Source organism: Flavobacterium agri (assembly GCF_013401995.1).
Lineage (GTDB): Bacteria > Bacteroidota > Bacteroidia > Flavobacteriales > Flavobacteriaceae > Flavobacterium > Flavobacterium agri.
In genome coordinates, this window is record NZ_JACBJI010000004.1 from 76,768 (window position 1) to 99,511 (window position 22,744).

18 protein-coding genes are annotated in these 22,744 nt (G+C 47.2%); 8 read left to right on the forward strand and 10 right to left on the reverse strand.

Features of this window, described 5'->3' with window-relative positions; all coding sequences use genetic code 11:
• Window positions 1-2: 2 nt before the first annotated feature.
• The 6 genes from HZF10_RS10440 to HZF10_RS10465 form a co-directional block, all read right to left on the reverse strand.
• Window positions 3-692 carry a Bax inhibitor-1/YccA family protein gene (locus HZF10_RS10440; protein ID WP_176006154.1) on the reverse strand — a complete coding sequence of 230 codons (690 nt, stop codon included), beginning with the start codon at window positions 690-692 and terminating at the stop codon, window positions 3-5.
• A gap of 91 nt (window positions 693-783) precedes the next feature.
• A complete protein-coding gene (gene pyk, locus HZF10_RS10445) occupies window positions 784-2,214 on the reverse strand; it encodes a pyruvate kinase (RefSeq protein WP_176006155.1) in 1,431 nt (476 codons plus the stop codon).
• A gap of 5 nt (window positions 2,215-2,219) precedes the next feature.
• Window positions 2,220-2,702, reverse strand: a complete 483-nt coding sequence (locus HZF10_RS10450; protein WP_176006156.1) for an IPExxxVDY family protein — start codon at window positions 2,700-2,702, stop codon at window positions 2,220-2,222.
• Window positions 2,703-2,814: 112 nt separating this feature from the next.
• The gene (locus HZF10_RS10455; protein WP_176006157.1) at window positions 2,815-3,564 is read right to left on the reverse strand and encodes a ribonuclease III family protein; all 750 of its coding nucleotides are present in this window, start codon (window positions 3,562-3,564) and stop codon (window positions 2,815-2,817) included.
• 3 nt (window positions 3,565-3,567) lie between these two features.
• A complete protein-coding gene (fabF, locus tag HZF10_RS10460; protein WP_176006158.1) occupies window positions 3,568-4,821 on the reverse strand; it encodes a beta-ketoacyl-ACP synthase II in 1,254 nt (417 codons plus the stop codon).
• 171 nt (window positions 4,822-4,992) lie between these two features.
• The gene (locus HZF10_RS10465; RefSeq protein WP_002988156.1) at window positions 4,993-5,229 is read right to left on the reverse strand and encodes an acyl carrier protein; all 237 of its coding nucleotides are present in this window, start codon (window positions 5,227-5,229) and stop codon (window positions 4,993-4,995) included.
• A gap of 172 nt (window positions 5,230-5,401) precedes the next feature.
• Between HZF10_RS10465 and purN the strand changes: the two genes are divergently transcribed.
• From purN to HZF10_RS10485, 4 genes are all read left to right on the forward strand, one after another.
• Window positions 5,402-5,962 (forward strand): phosphoribosylglycinamide formyltransferase, encoded by a 561-nt coding sequence (purN, locus tag HZF10_RS10470; RefSeq protein WP_176006159.1) that lies wholly within the window; start codon window positions 5,402-5,404, stop codon window positions 5,960-5,962.
• The gene (gene rnhA, locus HZF10_RS10475) at window positions 5,962-6,441 is read left to right on the forward strand and encodes a ribonuclease HI (protein ID WP_176006160.1); all 480 of its coding nucleotides are present in this window, start codon (window positions 5,962-5,964) and stop codon (window positions 6,439-6,441) included. The genes purN and rnhA overlap by 1 nt, the downstream gene beginning before the upstream one ends.
• 265 nt (window positions 6,442-6,706) lie before the next feature.
• Window positions 6,707-7,633, forward strand: a complete 927-nt coding sequence (locus HZF10_RS10480) for a PfkB family carbohydrate kinase (RefSeq protein WP_176006161.1) — start codon at window positions 6,707-6,709, stop codon at window positions 7,631-7,633.
• A 126-nt stretch (window positions 7,634-7,759) separates the two neighbouring features.
• Window positions 7,760-9,658, forward strand: coding sequence for an amidophosphoribosyltransferase (locus HZF10_RS10485; protein ID WP_176006162.1), 1,899 nt, complete (start codon window positions 7,760-7,762; stop codon window positions 9,656-9,658).
• A 240-nt stretch (window positions 9,659-9,898) separates the two neighbouring features.
• On the opposite strand, the gene HZF10_RS10490 is transcribed toward HZF10_RS10485, so the two are convergent.
• Window positions 9,899-10,507: a superoxide dismutase gene (locus HZF10_RS10490; protein ID WP_217703374.1), complete on the reverse strand. Its 609-nt coding sequence runs from the start codon at window positions 10,505-10,507 to the stop codon at window positions 9,899-9,901.
• A gap of 372 nt (window positions 10,508-10,879) precedes the next feature.
• On the opposite strand from HZF10_RS10490, the gene HZF10_RS10495 reads away from it, so the two are divergent.
• The 4 genes from HZF10_RS10495 to HZF10_RS10510 all read left to right on the forward strand — a co-directional run bounded on the left by HZF10_RS10495 (window position 10,880) and on the right by HZF10_RS10510 (window position 19,596).
• Window positions 10,880-14,026 carry a UvrD-helicase domain-containing protein gene (locus tag HZF10_RS10495; protein ID WP_176006163.1) on the forward strand — a complete coding sequence of 1,049 codons (3,147 nt, stop codon included), beginning with the start codon at window positions 10,880-10,882 and terminating at the stop codon, window positions 14,024-14,026.
• 31 nt (window positions 14,027-14,057) lie between these two features.
• On the forward strand, window positions 14,058-15,248 hold the full coding sequence (gene kbl, locus HZF10_RS10500) for a glycine C-acetyltransferase (RefSeq protein ID WP_176006164.1): 1,191 nt from the start codon (window positions 14,058-14,060) through the stop codon (window positions 15,246-15,248).
• Between the two features lie 108 nt (window positions 15,249-15,356).
• The gene (locus tag HZF10_RS10505; RefSeq protein WP_176006165.1) at window positions 15,357-16,763 is read left to right on the forward strand and encodes an OmpA family protein; all 1,407 of its coding nucleotides are present in this window, start codon (window positions 15,357-15,359) and stop codon (window positions 16,761-16,763) included.
• A 61-nt stretch (window positions 16,764-16,824) separates the two neighbouring features.
• Window positions 16,825-19,596, forward strand: a complete 2,772-nt coding sequence (locus tag HZF10_RS10510; protein WP_176006166.1) for a PD-(D/E)XK nuclease family protein — start codon at window positions 16,825-16,827, stop codon at window positions 19,594-19,596.
• A gap of 15 nt (window positions 19,597-19,611) precedes the next feature.
• On the opposite strand, the gene HZF10_RS10515 is transcribed toward HZF10_RS10510, so the two are convergent.
• The 3 genes from HZF10_RS10515 to HZF10_RS10525 are packed head-to-tail and all read right to left on the reverse strand — an operon-like array spanning window position 19,612 to window position 22,593.
• Window positions 19,612-20,403 (reverse strand): alpha/beta fold hydrolase, encoded by a 792-nt coding sequence (locus HZF10_RS10515; RefSeq protein ID WP_176006167.1) that lies wholly within the window; start codon window positions 20,401-20,403, stop codon window positions 19,612-19,614.
• Window positions 20,400-21,296 (reverse strand): alpha/beta fold hydrolase, encoded by an 897-nt coding sequence (locus HZF10_RS10520; RefSeq protein ID WP_176006168.1) that lies wholly within the window; start codon window positions 21,294-21,296, stop codon window positions 20,400-20,402. Before HZF10_RS10520 ends, HZF10_RS10515 begins: the two co-directional genes overlap by 4 nt.
• A gap of 1 nt (window position 21,297) precedes the next feature.
• Window positions 21,298-22,593: an aminopeptidase P family protein gene (locus HZF10_RS10525; RefSeq protein ID WP_176006169.1), complete on the reverse strand. Its 1,296-nt coding sequence runs from the start codon at window positions 22,591-22,593 to the stop codon at window positions 21,298-21,300.
• Between the last annotated feature and the right edge of the window lie 151 nt (window positions 22,594-22,744).

A 22,744-nucleotide genomic window follows, 5' to 3' on the forward strand; every position in this document is an offset into this window, starting at 1 on the left:
GATCAGCTCTTTCTGCTCATCAGAATTCTAAGGATATACCAGAACAAAAGCATCACAGACGCAAAAATCTGCAAAGCCGCGCCAACGTATTGTTGTGTTCCGTAATCGTGACGGATTTTATCGGTTTGATACAAGATACTTGCGCAAGCCAAGACTACCATTCCAACGGAAAACCACAATCCTAGATTGAGTCCGAAAAGTACACCGGCTACGATTGCGCCAAGTGCGACGAATCCTCCGATTATCAAAACGCTTCTCAAAAACGAAAAGTCGGCTTTTGTAAAGAAAACGACTGCGGTCAAACCAGAGAACATAAAGAGTGTGATGACGGCCGCTTGCATGATGATTTCTCCACCGCCTGCCATCATCGAAGCGATTGCGATCATCGGTAAGAAGATAATAGCTTCGAGAAGAACATAGAAAGCGAGACCCAAATATTGTTTCTCTCTTGATTGATCCATCGAAAGTTTTTCGGAAATCGTCGAGCCAAGCCAAAATGCGCCAATCAGGAATAACCAGATAAATTTGCCGCTTATCATCCAAGCGATGACATCAATCGGCACAACTGCGAGCAGGACGCTTTCTACGGCCATAAAAGCCAAAATTGCCAAGGCTACGTGTGTATAGGTTTTTTTGTAGAACGTTGCCCTTTCAAGTTCCGACGCTTGGGAAACCAAAATATTTTCTTCCATAATGCTTATTTATTTGAGGCTAAAATAAAGATTTTCCTGAAATGAAAAAACCCACCGTGATGGCGGGTTTTTCTATATGGATGTTTTGATATTACTCGATTTCCGAAACACGCAACGTATTCACCATTCCCTTATCGGCCACAGGCATCGCGGCAAGGTTGATCAAAAAGTCGCCTTTTTCGACATAGCCTTTGTCTTTGGCCATTTGGTTGATGTCGGTTACGGTCTCGTCGGTACTTACCGATTTGTCGTAAAAATATGATTTCACGCCCCAAAGCAGGTTCAATTGCGTGAGGATGCGTTTGTTCGACGTAAATACCAAAATGTGCGAAGACGGACGCCAGGCCGAAATCTGGAAAGCCGTATAACCGCTGTTCGTAAGCGTACAAATCGCTTTTGCGCGGATTACGTTCGCCATAGAAGCGGCGTGGTAACAAATCGTTTTGGTGATGAAACGCTTCGTGCGCACTTGCGGCGTATTCTGCGGAACTTGAATCAGTGGAGAATCTTCTACCGCTTCAATGATTTGCGTCATTTTCTCGATAACCTGTACCGGATAGTTTCCTACCGATGTCTCGCCCGAAAGCATTACCGCATCGGCGCCGTCCATTACAGAGTTCGCGACGTCGTTCACTTCGGCACGCGTCGGGGTCAAACTTGTAATCATCGTTTCCATCATCTGTGTAGCGATGATAACCGGAATACGAGCGGTTTTGGCGCGGTTTACGAGTTTCTTTTGGATAAGCGGAACTTCATGAGCCGGAACTTCAACACCCAAATCGCCACGCGCTACCATCAAACCGTCGCAGAAAGCCACGATCTTGTCGATATTTTCCACAGCTTCGGGTTTCTCGATTTTAGCCACGATCGGAATTTTATGGTCGGAATGTTCGGCGATAAGATCCTGTAATTCCTCCAGATCTTTTGGCGTACGAACGAAAGACAACGCGATCCAGTCGACATCGCATTCAATGGCGAAAATCGCGTCTTTGATATCTTTTTTGGTCAATGCCGGAAGCGAAACCTTGGTATTCGGAAGGTTCACGCCTTTTTTCGATTTCAAAGGTCCGCCTTGGATCACGCGACACAAAACTTCGGTAGAACCGTTGGTAGAAACAGCCTCGAAAATGAGTTTTCCGTCGTCGAGCAAGATTCTTTCGCCCGGATTTACATCGGCAGGGAACGCTTTGTAGTTCATATAGACGCGATCGGCTGTTCCGGGAACATCTTCTGCAGTCTGGAACGTGATCGTATCGCCCGGGTTTACCACAACGTCGTCTTTCATTACGCCAACGCGCAACTTCGGACCCTGAAGGTCGGCAAGGATTGCGGTCGTGTATCCGAATTCGTCGTTTAGGGAACGGATGGTATCTATCTTAAACTTTACATCATCGTAATCGGCATGCGAAAAATTGACGCGAAATACGTTCACTCCTGCATCGATCATGTCCTTGAGGACTTCACGCGTACTACACGCCGGCCCAAGAGTGGCAACAATTTTCGTTTTCTTGTTCGTTGGCATTGGTATTAAAAGATTAAATTGTTTATCGATTTTATGCGGTTCGTATCCAAAGTATACGACATCGTTATTTGGTCAATCTGTTGCAGTTTGTCGCAGATGTCTTCGGCCGAATCGTCCATGTTCTGCAATTTGAGCAGATAATCCACTTTTTTGAATTCGGGCAAAAGAAACGCTTTGGATGCGACTTTCACGTTCGCGCGTCCGAAAAGGTCGCTGTCGTTCGTGCTGGTCTGGGAAACGATCTCGCTTTGGTTCTGGATCAGATCCCAGGTCGAACATGTGTATTCGTCCTCGAACGAAAAGCGTGAAAGCGTCGTGCTTCCGGATTTTGCGGTAATTGGAATGTCCTTCTCGTTCTTGGCGAGCAATACGGGAAAATGCTGATTGATAAAAAAGGCCAGTCGGTAATCCTCTAAAGAAGTGTGGATCGCGATCAGTTGATAATCGATTTCGTCAAACTCATCGATATTCAGTTTATAAACGGCCATTGTGCTCCAAATAAGCCGTAAAGATAACATTTATAAAGCACGAATGAAAACGAAGGAATTCAACTTAACGTTAAATTGTCAACGAAATCGATGTAGTTTTAGAGAATGTGATTTATTTTTTGTTAATTTTTTCCTGAAATGCAAAATAAGCACGTTGGGATGCTTTTTCCTCTGCTTTCTTTTTGGATGTGGCGCGCGCTTTCGATACGACCTTGCCGCCAATGCTAAGCCTGACGCCGTATAAACGTTGGCCGTCTATGCCGTTGTCCTCGAAAACATCGTAGTGGAACGCGAGTTTTTCCTTTTGGCACCATTCGATAAGCAAACTCTTGTAGCTGATGACTTTGCCTTCGAGCCTCGGAATGTCGACATACGGTTCGATGACGCGTTTCTGGATGAAGATTTCGCAATACGGATAACCTTGGTCAAGGTAAATCGCTCCGACCAAAGCCTCGAAAATATTGCCGTGGACGTTTTCTCCGAAATGTACCGGTGCGATTTTGCTGTCGATGAATCCGATGAGGTTCAAGTCGCGTCCGAGTTCGTTCAAGTGCTCGCGGCTCACGATTTTGGAGCGCATTTTCGTGAGATAACCTTCATCGCCCGAAGGTACTTCGTTGAAAAGATGCGCCGCGATCACCGAACTCAGCATCGCGTCGCCCAAAAACTCGAGACGTTCGTAATTAACGGGATTGCCTTTGTCGTCGTGTTTATTCGATGAACGATGTGTGAAGGCACGTCGGTACGGCTCAAGCGAAACCGGGTCGAAACCGAGTATGGCTTTGAGCGCGTCAAAAAAAATCCCGTCTTCTGGAGAACGGGAATCTTTTTTGGTGAAAATATTTTTAAAAATCTTTTTCAAAAATTATTCCTCTAGTTTTTTCACAAGCACGCAGGCATTGTGTCCGCCAAAACCGAAAGTGTTGCTCATCACCACTTTCATATCGCGTTTCTGCGCTTTGTTGAATGTGAAATTGAGCTTCGGATTAATGTTTTCGTCGTCGGTGAAATGGTTGATCGTCGGCGGTACGATGCCATACTTGATCGACAAGATCGCCGCGATTGCCTCGATCGCACCAGCTGCGCCAAGCAAGTGGCCCGTCATCGATTTGGTCGAGTTGAGGTTCATCGTGTAGGCATGTTCCCCGAAAACCGCTTCGATCGCTTTAGATTCGGCAATGTCTCCCAGTGGAGTAGACGTTCCGTGCATGTTCACGCCGTCTACATCTTCGGGTTTCAAACCTGCGTCTCTCAAACAAGACAACATTACGTTCCTTGCCCCGAAACCTTCCGGATGCGGTGCGGTGATGTGGTGCGCATCGGCACTCATTCCGCCTCCGCCAACTTCACAGTATATTTTCGCTCCACGCGCTTTTGCGTGTTCGTATTCTTCTAAAATAAGTGCGCCTGCTCCTTCGCCGAGGACGAAACCGTCACGGTCTTTGTCCATAGGGCGCGAAGCCGTTGCGGGATCGTCGTTTCGCGTAGAAAGCGCATGCATCGCGTTGAATCCGCCCATACCGGCGATTGTTACGGCTGCTTCAGAACCTCCGGTCACCATCACGTCGGCATGACCCAAACGGATGTAGTTGAAAGCATCGATCAACGCATTCGTAGACGAAGCACAAGCCGAAACCGTCGTAAAGTTCGGTCCGCGGAATCCGTATTTGATCGAAATGTGTCCGCCGGCGATATCGGCGATCATTTTCGGGATGAAGAACGGGTTGAATTTCGGAACTCCGTTTCCGGCCGAAAACTCCATGACTTCCTGTTGGAACGTCTCCAAACCGCCGATTCCGGAACCCCAAATGACACCTACGCGGTCTTTGTCTAACGTTTCGAAATTGAAATCGGCATCTTTTACCGCTTCTTCCGATGAAACGATGGCGTATTGAGCATAACGATCCATTTTGCGTGCTTCTTTGCGCTCGATGAAATCCTCTACGTTGAAGTTCTTGACTTCGCAAGCGAATTTCGTCTTGAAATGGGTCGTGTCGAAATACGTAATAGGGGCGGCTCCTGGTTTTCCTGCAATCAGCGCATCCCAATATTCCTGGATGTTATTGCCAATCGGGGTTAATGCACCTAAACCTGTTACAACTACGCGACGTAATGCCATATGTGATCGTGATTTTATTGTTTAAACAAATAATACCTATGCTTTATGCCTAAAAGATCATTAAAGTCACAGGTATTATCGAGTATTATGATGATTGACTAATCAATCGGGATTTAATTGGAAAAAATAATAACACCCGCAAACTTAACGGAATACGGGTGCTGGGGAATATTATTTTTTAGCTTCTTCGATGTAAGAAATCGCCTGACCTACAGTAGCAATGTTTTCAGCCTGGTCGTCTGGAATCTGGATGTCAAATTCTTTTTCGAATTCCATGATAAGCTCAACAGTGTCTAAGGAGTCTGCTCCCAAATCGTTGGTGAAGCTTGCTTCCGCTACGACTTCATTTTCGTCAACGCCTAATTTGTCTACGATAATCGCTTTAACTCTTGATGCAATGTCTGACATAATCTTTCTTTTTAAAATTTTAATTTGTTGGCAAAAATAAAAAACTTTATTTTAAAACAACCTTTTGGTTCGGAAATGTGATTACTAATTTAAAAAATTAATTTCATAAAGAAACGGTAATTCTGTCTATTGTCGGCAATATTCCGTTTTTTTGCAAGCCAAAACAAAGCACATGAAAAAACTCGTCCTTTTCGCTTCGGGAGCGGGTTCAAACGCTGAAAATATCATTCGTTTCTTTAGGCAAAATCCGGTTGCCGAAGTCGTAGCCGTGTTTACCAACAAGGCCGATTCGGGAGTCGTCGACAAAACAAAAAGCTACGGGATCCCGGTTGTGGTTTCGACGAAATCCGATATTGAAAACGGAACAGCTTTATCCGAGGTCAACAAGTTTAATCCAGACCTTATCGTTTTGGCCGGTTTCCTTTTGAAATTCCCTTCGGACATCATCGCCGCATATCCGAACAAAGTCATCAATATCCATCCGGCGCTTTTACCGAAATACGGCGGTAAAGGCATGTACGGCATGAATGTCCACAAAGCGATTTTGGAAAACAAAGAAGCCGAAACCGGTATTTCGATCCATTACGTGAACGAGCATTACGACGAAGGCGCGATCATCTTCCAGGAAAAAATAGGCGTTTCCGATTGCGATACGCCCGAACAGATCGCCGCTCGCGTACAAAAACTCGAGCACGAGCACTTTCCTTTAATAATAGCGCAACTCCTTAAATAATGTCTGCCGAAGTCCATTTGTATACAGACGGCGCGGCCAAAGGGAATCCCGGTCCCGGCGGATATGGCGTCGTGTTGGAACTCGTCGGCCAACCTTATCGAAAGGAATTCTATGAAGGTTTTCGTTTGACTACCAACAATAGGATGGAACTTTTGGCGGTAATCGTAGGGCTTGAAAAACTCAAAAAACCCATGACGAAGGTTTTGGTAATCTCCGATTCGAAATACGTCGTGGATTCTGTCGCGAAAGGTTGGGTTTTCGGATGGGAAAAGAAAGGTTTCGCCGGGAAGAAGAATCCCGATCTGTGGATGCGTTTCCTCAAAGTGTACCGTCAGCATCAAGTAGCTTTCCAATGGGTAAAAGGCCACAACAACCATCCGCAGAATGAAAGGTGCGACGAACTGGCGGTTATGGCGAGCCAATTGCCCAAATTGAATGTGGATGCTTTTTACGAAAGGGAAGAAGGGAAGTTGCTTTAACAATTTTGGCAGAAAATCTGTAATAGAGATGTTTTTAAAACGTATAACTTCGGTCCAGACCTAACAGGTTTTCAAAACCTGTTAGGTCTTAAGCCAAAATTCAGATTCCTCAATTTTCCCAAAAGTAAGCGCCGACATTTTGAATGTTAAAATCGTAATCTAAACCGCTTACAATCAACTTTTTATTTTCACAAAACTTTACCAAAATACCACGTTGCAACTTTCTACATTATAAAGTATCTTTGCGCCTTCAATTAAACACTGGATGAACAAACTACTCATTGTCGGCACCGTGGCTTTCGACGCTATCGAAACCCCATTCGGGAAAACCGATAAGATCCTTGGCGGAGCCGCGACTTTCATCGGGCTTTCCGCTTCCCATTTCAACGTAAAATCGGCGATCGTATCGGTTGTAGGCGAAGACTTCCCACAGGAATATCTCGATTTGCTTACGTCTAAAGGAATCGACATTTCCGCGATCGAAATCGTAAAAGGCGGAAAAACGTTCTTTTGGGCCGGAAAATACCACAACGACCTGAACTCCCGCGACACTTTGGTCACCGAGCTCAACGTTTTGGCCGATTTCCAACCCAAAGTCCCACAGAATTTCAAGGACGCCGAAGTCGTGATGCTTGGAAACCTGCATCCGTTGGTACAAACCAGTGTTCTCGATCAAATGACGACCAATCCGAAACTCGTCGTGCTCGATACGATGAATTTCTGGATGGATTGTGCGTTGCCCGAATTGCTCGACGTAATCAAACGCGTAGATGTGATCACCATCAACGATGAAGAAGCACGCCAGTTGTCGGGAGAATATTCACTTGTGAAAGCCGCTGCCAAAATCCATACGATGGGGCCGAAATATGTCGTCATCAAAAAAGGAGAGCACGGCGCATTGATTTTCCACGGGAAAGAAGTGTTCTTCGCTCCGGCATTGCCGCTTGAAGAAGTTTTCGACCCGACGGGAGCAGGAGACACGTTCGCCGGAGGTTTCTCCGGTTACATCGCCCAAAGCGAGAACGTATCGTTCGACAATATGAAAAACGCGATCATCTACGGATCGAACCTCGCTTCGTTCTGTGTAGAAAAGTTCGGCACGAAACGTATGGAGACGCTCGAAAAAGACGAGGTCATCGCGCGCCTTAAACAATTCAGGGCGCTTACGCAGTTCGACATCGCCTTACAATAAGAAAAGTTACGCCTCGGAATGCCGGGGCGTTTTTGATTGGTCTGGACCGTTTTTTGACAAGCTTCGGCTATTTAATGATTGAATTACAATTACATCCGGTTTTCCGGAAACAACACAACAACAATTATGAGCGACAAACTCAACCACGAATGCGGCATCGCTTTCCTTCGATTAAAGAAGCCGCTTGAATTCTATAAAGAAAAGTACGGATCGGCTTTCTACGGCATACAGAAAATGTATTTGCTCATGGAAAAGCAGCACAACCGCGGCCAGGACGGAGCCGGTTTTGCCAGTATCAAACTCGATTTGCAGCCAGGCGAACGCTACATCAGCCGCGTGCGATCGAACGATCCGCAACCGATTGCCGACATCTTTTCGCAGATAAACGGACGTATCAACGACGAACTCACGTTGCATCCCGAATGGAACGACGACATGAACGAGCTCAAACGCAACGTGCCTTATGTGGGCGAAGTTTTCCTAGGGCACGTGCGTTACGGGACTTTTGGGAAGAACAGCATAGAAAGCGTCCATCCATTTTTGCGTCAGAACAATTGGATGCACCGAAACCTTATCGTTGCCGGAAACTTCAACCTTACGAACGTCACGCAACTGTTCAACAGCCTGATCGAACTCGGCCAGCATCCGAAAGAAATGGCCGATACGGTGACCGTGATGGAGAAGATCGGACACTTTCTCGATGACGAGGTTACCGATTTATATCAGGAATGCAAAGAAGAAGGTCTTTCTAAAAGAGAGGCGTCTCCTGTAATAGCCGAGCGATTGAATGTCGCCAGAATCTTGAAAAGAGCTTCGAAAGGTTGGGACGGCGGCTATGCGATGGCGGGCTTGTTCGGTCATGGCGATGCGTTCGTGTTCCGCGATCCGGCGGGAATCCGACCTGCGTATTTCTACGAAGACGATGAGGTTGTGGTCGTGGCGTCCGAAAGACCGGTCATCCAAACGGTTTTCAACGTCGACCATGAAGACGTAAAGGAATTGACACCTGGTTGTGCGCTTATCGTAAAGAAAAACGGTTCGGTTTCCGAAGAAGAAATCCTGCCGCGCCTTCCATACAAAGCGTGTTCGTTCGAGCGCATCTATTTTTCGCGCGGTTCCGATGTGGAAATCTACAAGGAACGCAAGGAACTCGGGCGTCTCGTTTTGCCGCAAGTTCTCGAAGCGATCGAAAAAGACACCGACAATACTGTTTTCAGTTACATCCCGAATACGGCCGAAACGTCTTTCTTCGGATTGACCGAAGCCGCACGTGACTTCCTCAACAAACGCAAGAACCAACACATTCTCGACCATCGCCACACGTTGACCGAAGAGACGTTGGCCGAATTGCTTTCGGTGAAGATCCGCATGGAGAAAATCGCAATCAAGGATGCCAAACTGAGAACCTTCATCACCGAAGACAGCAGCCGCGACGATTTGGTCGCCCATGTGTACGACGTGACGTATGGCGTGGTAAAACCGACCGACAACCTGGTCATCATAGACGATTCCATCGTTCGCGGGACGACGCTTAAAATGAGCATCATCAAAATGATGGATCGCTTGAAACCGAAGAAGATCGTAATCGTGTCTTCGGCTCCGCAAATCCGTTATCCCGACTGTTACGGCATCGATATGGCCAAACTCGAAGGGCTTGTCGCGTTCAAGGCGGCTCTCGAGTTGCTTAAGGAGCGCAATATGTACCACATCGTAGAAGATGTATACAAACGATGCAAAGCGCAGGAGAATCTTCCCGATACAGAAGTAGTGAATCACGTCGTGGATATCTACAAACCGTTCACCGATCAGGAAATTTCAGATAAGATTGCCGAAATGCTACATTCCGACGGTATCCAGGCCGAAGTGAAAATCATTTTCCAAACGGTCGAGAACCTGCACAAGGCTTGTCCTAAGAACTTAGGCGATTGGTACTTTACCGGAGACTATCCGACACCAGGCGGAAACCGCGTCGTGAATAAGGCATTTATGAATTTTTACGAAGGAAAGGACGCACGAGCATACTAAAACGATGTAAAACGTGCAGTTTATCGATTATTGGTGTATTTCAACTAATTTTTTTGTTAAGAGATTAGAGCGCATATACATTTGAATCACCATAGCATTAGTAGGTTAAGTTTATGGTAGATTTGGGGCAAAAAGGGTGAAAGAAATTTCACCTTTTTTATTTTAAGAAAGTTACAATTGGTATATATGCAAAAGCGGCTGAGGATTTCCTCAGCCGCTTTTATTTTAAAGCTTTCGCTATTATTTCTCGGTAGCGTAACGTCTTGCCACTTCTGTCCAGTTGATCACGTTGAAAAACGCCTCGATGTAATCCGGACGACGGTTTTGGTAGTTCAAATAATACGCGTGTTCCCAAACGTCCATTCCCAGAATCGGTGTTCCGCCGCAGCCGACTTCGGGCATCAACGGATTGTCCTGGTTCGGCGTTCCGCAAACGTCGAGTTTTCCGCCAGGCTGTACGCAAAGCCATGCCCATCCCGAACCGAACTGTGTCGCGCCCGCTTTAGAGAATTTCGCCTTGAACTCGTCGAAAGAACCGAAATCGCGATCGATCGCCTCGGCCAATTCGCCAGACGGCTTTCCGCCACCGTTCGGACTCATCACGGCCCAAAACAGATTGTGGTTGTAGAAACCGCCGCCATTGTTGCGCACGGCCGCATTCTTCTTGTCAAGGTTGATCAGGATGTTCTCGATCGTCTTGCCTTCCATATCGGTACCTTGAATGGCCGCGTTGAGGTTCGTAGTGTAGGCTTGGTGATGTTTGGTATGGTGGATTTCCATGGTGCGCGCGTCGATATGAGGCTCAAGCGCATCATAGGCATAAGGTAATTTCGGTAATTCGAATGCCATAATTTCTAAGTTGTTAAGTGTTTATAAAAAAGTCAATTCAAATTTATAGATTTAACTTTGTAATTGAAACCTTGTGTCCGTTATAATTTTTGTAAAAACGGCCGTCTGATTTTCAGAATCCTAAGGTTTTCAGGAGCTGATCCGGCTGCCCGCTACCAGCTTTCTTAAAAACAGCCTTTTTTCAACGTTAGGCACGAGCTTCCTTTGGTCGCTGCGCCAAACGTGAAAAAAATGGCGGTTTTTTGCAAAAGGCTAGCCGCTTGCATCCGGGCTAGGGCTTTCGTGAAATTGGGGATTCCGACGCAGGAGGAATCTCAGCCAACGCATACAGGATTAGATTCCTCCTTCGTCGGAATCCCAAAAAAACAAACTATGTCCGAAATATCTTTCTCCATTTACGACGCATCCGCAGGTTCGGGTAAAACCTACACGCTCGTAAAAGAGTACCTCAAGATCATACTGCGTTCGCAAAGATCGGACGCATACCGAAACATTCTCGCGATCACGTTTACGAACAAAGCGGTGCACGAAATGAAAAGCCGCATCGTGTCGAGCCTTTCCGAATTCGCTGCCGACGAGCCTTCAGACAAGGCCGAAAACCTCATGCGCGACCTTTCGGGAGAACTCAGGATGTCGTTGCCCGAAATCAAACAGAAAGCCAAGCAGATCATCCGCCACATCATCCACAATTACGCGGCTTTCGATATTTCGACGATCGACAAGTTCACGCACCGCGTCATCCGTGCGTTTGCGCGCGATTTGAATTTGCCGATGACGTTCGAAGTTTCGCTCGATACCGAAAATCTGCTCCAGGAAGCCGTCGACGCACTTATCGCCCAAGCAGGTGAAGACGAGACGCTCACGAAACTGCTCGTCGATTTCGCGATGGAAAAGACCGACGACGACAAATCCTGGGACGTTTCACGCGAAATCATGGAAACCGGACGTTTGGCGCTCAACGAGAATCATCGCGGCGAAATCGCGCATTTGAGCCAAAAGTCGATTCCCGAGTTCATGATGCTCAAGGAAAAACTCGGTAAACTCAGCGACGAGCTCGAAGCGCAGAACAAGCTTCTGGCCCAAACTATATTGCAAAATTTCGACAATAATGCAGTCGATCGCGCATCATTTTCCGCGGGACATTTTCCGAAGCACTTACAAGGAATCGCAGAAGGCAAATTCAATCCGAACAATAAAACCTATCACGAACTCGACGACATCCGGATCAATAAAACGGCCAAAGACCGCAACATAATAGAAAGCTTGTTGCCCGATGTGCTCGCGACTTTATCTGCGATTTATGCCAACTTCGGCAAACGCAATATGTATCTGGCGTTTCTCAAGAACATCACGCCTTTGTCGTTGCTCAATACGGTCAACAACGAGATCGAGCGCATCCAAAAAGAACAGAATATCCTGTCGATTTCGGAATTCAACGCGATCATCCACCGCGAAATCCAAAACCAGCCCGCGCCGTTTATTTACGAACGCCTCGGCGAGCGTTATCGCAATTATTTCATAGACGAATTCCAGGACACAAGCGAAATGCAATGGCAGAACCTCGTTCCGCTTATCGGGAATGCCGTTTCGGGACAGGACGAATTGGGTCAAATCGGTACGTTGATGATTGTCGGCGATCCCAAACAATCCATTTATCGCTGGCGCGGCGGAAAAGCCGAACAGTTCATCGCATTGGGCAAGGAAGAAAACCGCGAACCGTTTCCCAATGTCGCCAAAAAGTTGTTCAAACTCGATACGAATTGGCGCAGTTATTCTGAAGTGGTCCATTTCAACAACGATTTCTTCGAGTTCGTCTCGAGCGAATTCGAGCATGGCGATTACAAAGATTTGTACGAAAAGCAAAGCCGTCAGGAAACCACGGCGAAACAAGGCGGTTATGTGAACATCCGTTTCGTGCAGCCCAACGATGAAGACGAAGACGTGACGACCGAAAAAGACGAACTTCACCTTCAGGCTACTTTAAAAACGATCAACGAAGTCATCGGGCTCGGTTTCCGCTACAGCGAAATCGCGATATTGACCAGAAAACGCGACAAGGGTATTCTGGTCGCGAATTACCTTACCCAAAACGAGATTCCGTTGCTTTCGTCGGAGACGTTGCAGATCGCGACCTCGACCGAAGTGCGTTTCATCGTCAACCTGCTGCGTTATCTCAAGAACGCTAACGACGCCGAGGCCAAGGCGATGTTCCTGCAATATATCGGCAAGCATTTGCAGCAGAGAATGCCGTTGCACGATTTTATCGCCCAGGGCATGTCGCATCACGAAGAGAAGGCATTTGCCGATTGGTTGGCTTCTTTCGATTTCGAGATGTCGTTCGCCGATATCCGAAAGAAGTCGCTTTATGAGGCCGTCGAACGCATCGCCTCGACGTTTATCGTCGAACACAACGCCTATGTGCAATATTTCCTCGACATCGTCTTGGAGCGCGATGTGCGCAACCAGGCCGGAATTGCCGATTTTTTGGTGTTTTGGGATTCGAATTCCGACAAGTTCAGCATTCCGTCGCCCGAAGGAAAGGACGCGGTCAAGATCATGACGATCCACAAATCGAAAGGACTCGAATTCCCGGTCGTCATCATGCCTTTTGCCGAAGAGGATTACAATCGGAAACCGCGCGAAAAAATCTGGATTCCGGGCGAAGACGAGGAATTGGATTTGCCCAAGGTTTTGGTGGACAGCAACAGTTCGGTCGAAGGTTTCGGGGAAGCCGCCGCATTGGTCTACAACCAGAAAAAGCAGGAAGAATTGCTCGATAACATCAATGTTTTGTATGTCGCCTTGACAAGGGCCGAAGAACAGCTGTATGTGATTTCGGGCATGAACCTCGATAAAAACGGTACAGCCAAACGCAATAACATGTCTACTTTTTTCATCGATTTCCTTTTGGAAAAAGGGCTGTTTGACGCCGAAAAATTCGACTACGGCTTCGGGAACAGAAAAAAACTTTCCCAAGTAAAGCAATCGCTACAAGAGCCTTTTTATATCAAACCGGTAGAAGAGCCGCTCGATACGGCCAACATCAAGATTGCACAACGCGAGTCGCTTATGTGGGGTTCGAAACAGCTCGAGGCGATCGAGTATGGGAATACAATACACGAAATCCTCGCCTCGGTCGCATATGCAGATGATATCGACCTGGCGTTGATAAAAGCGGTCGAAAACGGACTGATTTCGCAACTGCAACTGCCGGAAGTCGGACAGACCTTAAAAAACATCGTCGAACATCAAGAATTGGCCGATTACTTCGCGGTCGGCAACGTGGTTTTGAACGAGCAGGCGATCATCCGCACACAACCCGGATTGATCAAGCCTGATCGCATGGTACTGACTCCCGACAGGCAGGTTTATCTGCTTGATTACAAGACCGGAAACCCGAATCCGAAATACGAAAAACAGCTCGAAAATTACGCCCACGCCATAGAAAGCATGGGATTCCGCGTCACCAAAAAAGCGTTGGTGTTCACGGGAGAGCCTTTAAATGTGATACATTTGTAAGCAAACGACAACTAGCAAAACAACAACCTTTATGTACGGCAGAATACAACAACACTTACAGCAGGAACTGCAAACCATCGAAGAAAACGGATTGTTCAAGAAAGAGCGTGTGATCACGTCTCCACAAGGAGCCGAGATTACCGTAAACGGCGAAACCGTGCTCAATTTCTGCGCGAACAATTATTTGGGATTGTCCTCGCATCCCGAAGTGATCCAGGCCGCGAAAGACACGCTCGATTCGCATGGTTTCGGGATGTCGTCGGTGCGCTTCATCTGCGGCACGCAAGACATCCACAAAACACTAGAAAAGACCATCGCCGATTTTTACGGAACCGAAGACACGATCCTTTACGCTGCGGCATTCGATGCGAACGGAGGTGTTTTCGAACCGCTTTTGGGCGAACAGGACGCCATTATTTCAGACAGTTTGAACCACGCTTCGATCATAGACGGCGTGCGTCTTTGTAAGGCGATGCGCTACCGTTACGAAAACAGCGACATGGCCGATCTGGAACAACAGCTCATCAAAGCCAACGAAGCCGGAGCGCGTTTCAAGCTCATCGTCACCGACGGTGTGTTCTCTATGGACGGACTCGTTGCGCCGCTCGACAAAATCTGCGACCTCGCCGATAAGTACGACGCGATGGTCATGATTGACGAATGCCACGCGGCAGGTTTTATCGGCGCTACGGGCAAAGGAACTCCTGAGGCCAAAGGTGTTTTGGGTCGCATCGACATCATCACCGGAACGCTTGGGAAAGCGCTCGGAGGCGCAATGGGCGGCTATACGACAGGAAAGAAAGAAATCATTGAATTGCTGCGTCAACGCTCGCGTCCGTATTTGTTTTCGAATTCGCTTGCGCCGGCAATCGTCGGAGCTTCGATAAAAGTGTTCGAACTACTCAAGAAAGACACCTCGCTTAGGGATAAACTCGAGTGGAACACCAATTATTTCAAGGCCGGAATGAAGGCTGCCGGTTTCGATATAATCGATGGCGATTCTGCTATCGTACCGGTCATGTTATACGATGCAAAACTATCCCAAAACATGGCCGACGAACTGCTAAAAAAGGGCATTTATGTGATCGGATTTTTCTTTCCGGTGGTTCCAAAAGGCAAGGCAAGAATTCGCGTCCAATTGTCGGCAGCCCACGAACAACGCCACTTGGACAAGGCGATAGCGGCCTTCACAGAGGTCGGAAAAATGTTAAATGTTATCTGACAGAGGAATCTTAACAATATGTTATTTTTTTAACATTTGTCTTTGCGGTTAAAAAAAGTACGTTTACATTTGTTCTAATAACTTTTGTAACTAAAAATGAAATCTAGTATGAAACATCTTAACAAAGTTTTTGCCGCGGCAGCTTTGTTGTTGGGCTTGGGCGCTAACGCTCAGGACAGCGACAATCCGTGGGCAGTATCGTTCGGTGCGAACGCGGTTGACACGCGTTTCAGCGCTGCCTCTAAGTTGGAAGACCAATTCTCCGAGTACTTTAACGCTAAAGATAACTGGAACATCATTCCATCTGTATCTTACCTTAACATCACAAGACACGTAGGTAGTGGTTTCACGTTTGGTGTGACCGGATCTATCAACAAAATTGACAAATTCGTAAGCAAAAGAGGCGAAGGCCCTACAGGAATCGATGACTACGAAGTATCTAACCCTGGCGACCTTAAGTATTACGCTGTTGACGGTCAGTTGACTTACCGTTTCGGACAAATGCTTAAATCTAAGTGGTTTGATCCTTTCGCTCACGTAGGTGGTGGTTACACTTGGCTAGGTGACGAAAGCAACGGAACAGTTAACGGTGGTCTTGGTATCACTTTCTGGATCGTTGAGCAAGTTGGTTTGACTTTCCAATCTACTTACAAGCACTCTTTCGAGGACGACAGAAACGTATTCCCTTCTCACATGCAGCACTTTGCTGGTCTTACTTTCAAATTCGGAGGTAAAGACACAGACGGTGACGGAATCTACGACAAAGACGACGCTTGTCCAGAGCAAGCTGGTTTGAAAGAATTCCAAGGATGTCCTGATACAGACGCAGATGGAATTCCTGACAAAGACGACGCATGTCCAGAGCAAGCTGGTCCGAAAGAATTCAACGGATGTCCTGATACAGACGGTGACGGAATCGCTGACAAAGACGATGCTTGTCCAGATGTACCTGGTTTGAAACAATTCAACGGATGTCCTGATACAGACGGTGACGGTGTTACCGACAAACAAGACAAATGTCCAGATGTTAAAGGTCCTAAAGAAAACGGTGGTTGTCCTTGGCCAGATACAGACGGAGACGGAGTTCTTGACAAAGATGACAAATGTCCTACTGTAAAAGGAACTGCTGCTAACTTCGGATGCCCAGAAATCTCTGAAGAGCAAATCAAGAAATTGAACGAGTACGCTAGAACGATCTTGTTCAACTCTGGTAAAGCTACTTTCAAAGAACAAACCTATGCTGTCCTTGACAACATGGTAACGATCTTGAAAGAGTACCCAGGATCTAAATTCATGATCGAAGGTCACACCGATAGCGACGGAAGCAACGCTTTGAACCAGACATTGTCTGAAAACCGCGCTGCCGCTGTTAGAACGTACTTGCAAGAGCACGGAATCGATGCTTCAAGATTGCAATCAGTTGGTTTCGGTGAAACTAAACCGATCGCTTCTAACAAAACAGCGAAAGGTAAAGCTCAAAACAGAAGAGTTGAAGTGAAATTGATCAAAGAATAATTTCACCTTCTTAATACCAAGAACGCCTCGAGAAATCGGGGCGTTTTTTTATTTTTATGCGATGACCGATTTCCTTGATAAACTCGCCCAAAAAATCATAGCCAAAGGCAGCGACTCGTTAGTCAACCTCACGATTGTTTTGCCCAACAGGCGCGCGCGGATATTCCTGATAGAAGCCATCAGGAAACAAATCCCGGGTACGGTATTTTCCCCAAGGATTACGAGTATAGAAGATTTCATTCAGGAAGTCGCTTTGGTACGGACCATCGACAATATCGAGTTGCTGTTCGCTTTTTACGAGATTTATCTGTCGGTAACCGATAAGGAAGAGCAACAGGATTTCGAGCTCTTCGCCAACTGGGCCAAAGTATTGCTGCAGGATTTCAACGAGATCGACCGCTATTTGCTCGATCCGTTCCAGGTCTTGAATTACCTCAAAGCCATCGAAGACATCAAGCACTGGTCGCTCGATCTTGAAAAACGCACGCCGCTTATCGAGAATTACCTCAAATTTTGGAACAAGCTGCCCGAATACTATACGGCTTTGACCGATTATTTGAGTTCGAAAGGAGTCGGCTATCAAGGGTTCATTTACAGGGAAGCGGTAAAGAATCTCGAGCATTTTACCACGTCCAAACCCGATCAACACTACATTTTCGCCGGATTCAACGCGCTCAATGCTGCCGAGGAAGTCATCATCCAACATCTGTTGTCGCTTGCGATGGCCGAAGTGTATTGGGATATCGATTCGGTTTTCCTAAAGGATGAAGAACACGACGCCGGACTTTTCATCAGACGTTTCAAAAACAACTGGAAATACTACAACAGCCATCCGTTCGAGTGGATTATGGACGATTTCGGACGTGAAAAAACCATTAAGGTCATCGGAACTCCCAAAACCATCGGGCAGGCCAAAATCGCCGGAAAAATCCTCGAGGAGCACATCGCAGCGAATCCCGAACAAAAACTAGACAAAACAGCTGTAGTATTGGGCGAGGAAAACCTGTTGGTGCCTTTGTTGTACGGATTGCCGTCGACCGTCGGGGCGCTCAACATTACGATGGGTTATTCGGCGAGAAACAATCCGGCGCAAATCCTCGTGGCCAAGCTTTTTAAGTTGCACGTGAATGCCAAATCGCGCCACGAAACGAACTATGTGTTTTATTACAAAGACGTGCTCGACATCCTTACGCATCCATTGATAGAACCTTATGCGAATGCGCGAGAGACCGTGAACCTGATCAACCGAAACAACTATTCGTTCATCACGCAGGCGAGGCTTCTCGAAAGGTCTGGAGAAACTTCCGATTTGTTCCGGCTGCTGTTCACCAAATGGGATCAAGGCCCGTTACAGGCGTTGCTCCAGATTTCGGACATCCTTCTGATAATCAAGACGCGTCTCGGCAACGACAACCAGCAGGAAAAGATCGCAAAAGCCTTCCTGTATTCGGTTTTTAAGGTCATCAACAAGCTGATTTCTTACTTTTCGAAAGATTCCGTGACCGATTCGATAGAAACGCTACAGGCCATCTATAAACAAGTCATCGACCTGGCCGAAGTCTCGTTCGAAGGCGAACCGCTCGAAGGCCTACAGATCATGGGCGTACTCGAAAGCCGCGTACTCGATTTTGACACCGTCATCGTCACTTCGATGAACGAAGGCAACTTTCCGGCGGGTAAATCGTCGAATTCATTCATCCCGTACGATGTGAAACGCGAGTTCGGATTGCCTACGTTCAAAGAAAAGGACGCGATTTATACGTATCACTTCTACCATTTGCTGCAACGCGCCAAGACCGTTTATTTGCTTTACAACACCGAAAGCGAAGGCCTGGATGCTGGCGAACGCAGCCGTTTCATTACGCAACTCGAGGTTGAAAAGCAGCCCAAGCACCATCTTTCGTTCGAAATCAGGAATGCCGAAGTGCCGCTTATCGCTTACGAACCCATCGAAATCCCGAAATCGCCGCTTGTGATGGATCGCCTCAAGGAAATCGCCGACAAAGGATTTTCGCCTTCGTCGCTTACGAGTTACATCCGCAATCCCGCCGATTTCTACTTCAAACGGATTTTGCGCATCAGCGAGATCGATGAGGTCGAGGAAACCATCGCTTTGAACACGCTCGGAACGATCATCCACGCCACACTCGAGAATCTGTATCGTCCGCTGATCGGCAAATTTTTATTGGAACAGGACATCGACAATTGTTTCAAATCGCTTGACGCCGAAGTCATGAAACAGTTCAAGGAAGTCTACAAGGAAGGCGATATCAAGAAAGGGCGCAACCTGCTCGCTTTCGAGGTAGCCAAACGAAATGTCGCGAACTTCCTGCGTTTGGAACGGGACGACATCAGGAACGGCGACGCGATTTCGATCATCGCGCTCGAACACACGTACGAACGTTGGCTCGAACATTCGAAATTGCCGTATCCGGTGCTGATAAAAGGTAATGTCGACAGGGTCGAGATGCGAAACGGCAAGATCAGGATCGTCGATTACAAAACCGGAAAAGTCGAGGCGCGCGAGGTCAAACTTAAAGATTGGGACGGTTTGATTACCGAAGTCAAAACCGATAAAATCATTCAGGTTTTAGCCTACGCGTTCATGATTTCGGACGAAGATTTCATACAAGGACGCGACATCGAAGCAGGCATCATTTCGTTCAAGAACCTCAAGAACGGATTTTTGCCGTTTGAATTCCAGGGCGAGGACAAAGTCGCGGTTTCTATCGTAAACGAACAGATTTTCTCGGACTACACCGAGCAACTCGCAAGTTTGTTATCTGAAATTCTCGATCCCGAAACGGCATTTGTCGAAAGGATCAACCGATAAGCGTCTTGCTAAATATCAGATTTCCTTTAAAAACGACTGCAATTCCTTAAGAAGTCCGTCTTTGTTTTCGATGGTCGACATGTGCCCGTCGTTGAACGTCACGAGCTTGACCGACGTGTTTTCGATTTGGTCGATGTTCTCGTCGTAATTCAATACTGGATCGGCTTTTCCCAAAACGAGCAATATCGGATAAGGCGCAAAATGCAGCAAAACTTCCCTATCCTTGCGGATTTTCATACCTTCGAGCGAGGCCACGATGCCTTGCAAAGGCGTTTTGAGCGCTTCCTGTTTCACGTTTTCAATCTCGGCAGACAAGCGTTCGCGATTGTTTTCGCTGAACAAATTCCCTACCGATAGGCGCACGAACGACGTATAGTCTTTCTTCACGGCCTTTATCGCGCGATCGCGGTTGAGCTTGCGTTCGTCGCTGTCGGCGCGCGAGGTCGAATTAATCAGCGCTATGCCTTTGACCATGTCGGGATACAATTCGGCGAAAGCCAAGGCCACATAACCGCCCATGGAATGCCCGGCGAGCACGACTTTGCGGATGTTGAGTTCCGACAAGACCGTATGCACCAAATCGGCGTTGTCTTCCATGGTTTGCACGTATCCGACGGGTCCGGTTTGTCCGTGTCCGAGCAGATCGATGGTGATGATGCGGTGTTTTTTGGACAATTCGGGCACGAAATCGTCCCACATTTTGGCGTTTTCAAGAAAGCCGTGCAGCAAAACGACGGCCGTTCCCTTGCCTGTGTCAGAATAGTTTACAGAAGTGTTTTTGTAGGTTACGAGCTTTTGGGAAGTCATGATTTGAGGAAATTTCCGATTTCGGAAAAATACACATTTTCGGCGTCAAGCCAACCGTAATGGCTGCAATTATCGAGCATCACCACACGGGAATTTTCAAATACCGAATGTGCTTTTTGCGCGAGTTTTTCGGGCACGATGTCCTGTTTGCCCTGAATGATCAGCACGGGTTTTTTGAACGATTTGAGTTGGGGCGCACAATCGAAACGGATTCGGCCCAAGTCGTTCCAGACCAAACCGAGAATCTCGCGGTTGCCTTGTGTAAGGCGTTCGGCCAAAATCGGATAGAATTTAGGATTCACCACATAAGCCGGAGCCAGAGCGCGTCCGCGACCCAATCTGGTTTTGTAGCTCGTGTCGCCTTTGTCGATCTTGGCGTTCCAATACGCCAATGAATCGCGATGCGGCTTGTCGAGTTTTTCGCGGATGAAATCGCCTTCGGCCAACAAATCGAGATCGATTCCGCCAGATGACGAAAGAATGAGTTTTTCTACGCGTTGCGGATGAAGTGACGTGTAATACGAACCCAACATGCCGCCAAACGAATGTCCGAGTACGATCCAGCTTTCGAACCCGAGTTTTTTGCGCAATTGTTCAATGTCGTCGACCATCAAATCCATCGTGACATTTTTCGAGGTCGGATTTTTAAGCGTCGATTTTCCCGTTCCGCGCTGGTCGTAAATAATCGCGAAGTTGTGTTCACCAAGTCTTTTGGCCAACGCCTCGAATCCGTTCGAGTTCATTCCCGGGCCGCCGTTTATGATCAGCAGCGGTTTTCCTTTTCCGAACGTGCGGTAATAAATGGGCGTACCGTCGCCGCTTTGGGCGAATCCTTCGTTTTGGGAATAGGCGATTCCCGACAAAAGCAGCAACAGTACGACCAGTTTTTTCATGTTATTTCGCGTTCATCAGCGTTTCGATTTCGTCGATTTCGATCGGGATATTGCGCATCAAATTGAACGGCTCGCCCGATTCCTGTACCACCACATCGTCCTCGATCCGGATTCCGAAACCTTCTTCGGGAATATAGATTCCAGGTTCGACGGTGAATACCATGTTTGCTTTCATCGGTTCGTGCAACAATCCGTAATCGTGGGTGTCGAGACCCAAATGGTGCGACGTTCCGTGCATGAAGTACTTTTTGTACGCTGGCCATGTCGGATCTTCGTTCTGTACGTCGGCTTTGTCTATCAATCCGAGTCCGAGCAATTCCGAAGTCATGATTTTACCGACTTCCACATGATATTCTTTCCACAGCGTTCCGGGTACGAGCATTTTCGTGGCTTCGTTCTTGACGCGCAAAACCGCGTTGTATACATCGGCCTGGCGTTTGGAGTAACGTCCGGAAACGGGAATCGTACGCGTCAAATCGGAAGAATAGTTGGCATATTCGGCCGCGACGTCTAAAAGCAACAGATCGCCGTCCTTACATTGTTTGTTGTTCTCGACGTAATGCAACACGTTCGCGTTGTTTCCCGAAGCGATAATCGGGCCGTAAGCGAATCCTTTCGAGCGGTTGCGCACGAATTCGTGTAACAGTTCGGCTTCGATTTCGTATTCCCAAACACCTGGTTTTACGAATCCGAGAAGTCTGCGGAAACCTTTTTCGGTATTGTCGCAGGCTTTTTGGATTAACGCGATTTCTTCGGGTTCCTTTATCGAACGCAAGCGCTGCAATATCGGGTTCGATTTCTCGACTTTGTGCGCCGGATATTTTTCTTTCCACCATTTGATGAAGCGATCTTCACGCGTTTCGGTTTCTACAGACGCGCGGTAATGCTCGTTCGTGTTGATGTACATCGTATCGGCATACGTCATCAATTCGTAAAAAACCTTGTTGAAATCCTGAAGCCAATACACCGATTTGATGCCCGAAACCTCGAACGCCTGTTTCTTGTCGAGTTTCGCACCGTGCCAGATCGCGATGTGCTCGCTGGTTTCGGTCAAAAACAGTATTTCGCGTTGGTGCTCGTAAGGCGCGTCGGGGAAAAGTACCAAAATGGATTCTTCCTGGTCGACACCGCTCAGGTAAAAAATGTCGCGGTGTTGCTGGAACGGCATCGTACTGTCGGCCGAAATCGGATAAATATCGTTCGAATTGAAGACCGCTATCGCACCGGGCTTCATCTGTGACATGAACTTTTTGCGGTTTTTGACGAAAAGGTTGCTGTCGATTTGTTCGTATTTCATAATCGGAAATTTGATTTTTTCAAAATTACGCATTCGGTTTGGGTGAAAGAGTGGCCAAATGGCGGAAAATTTAGTGTAAGGTAATTTTAGGATTTTTGGTAGAAAAACTGTAATTGGGTTTTGATACGATTGTTTTATTTAGAAACCTCAA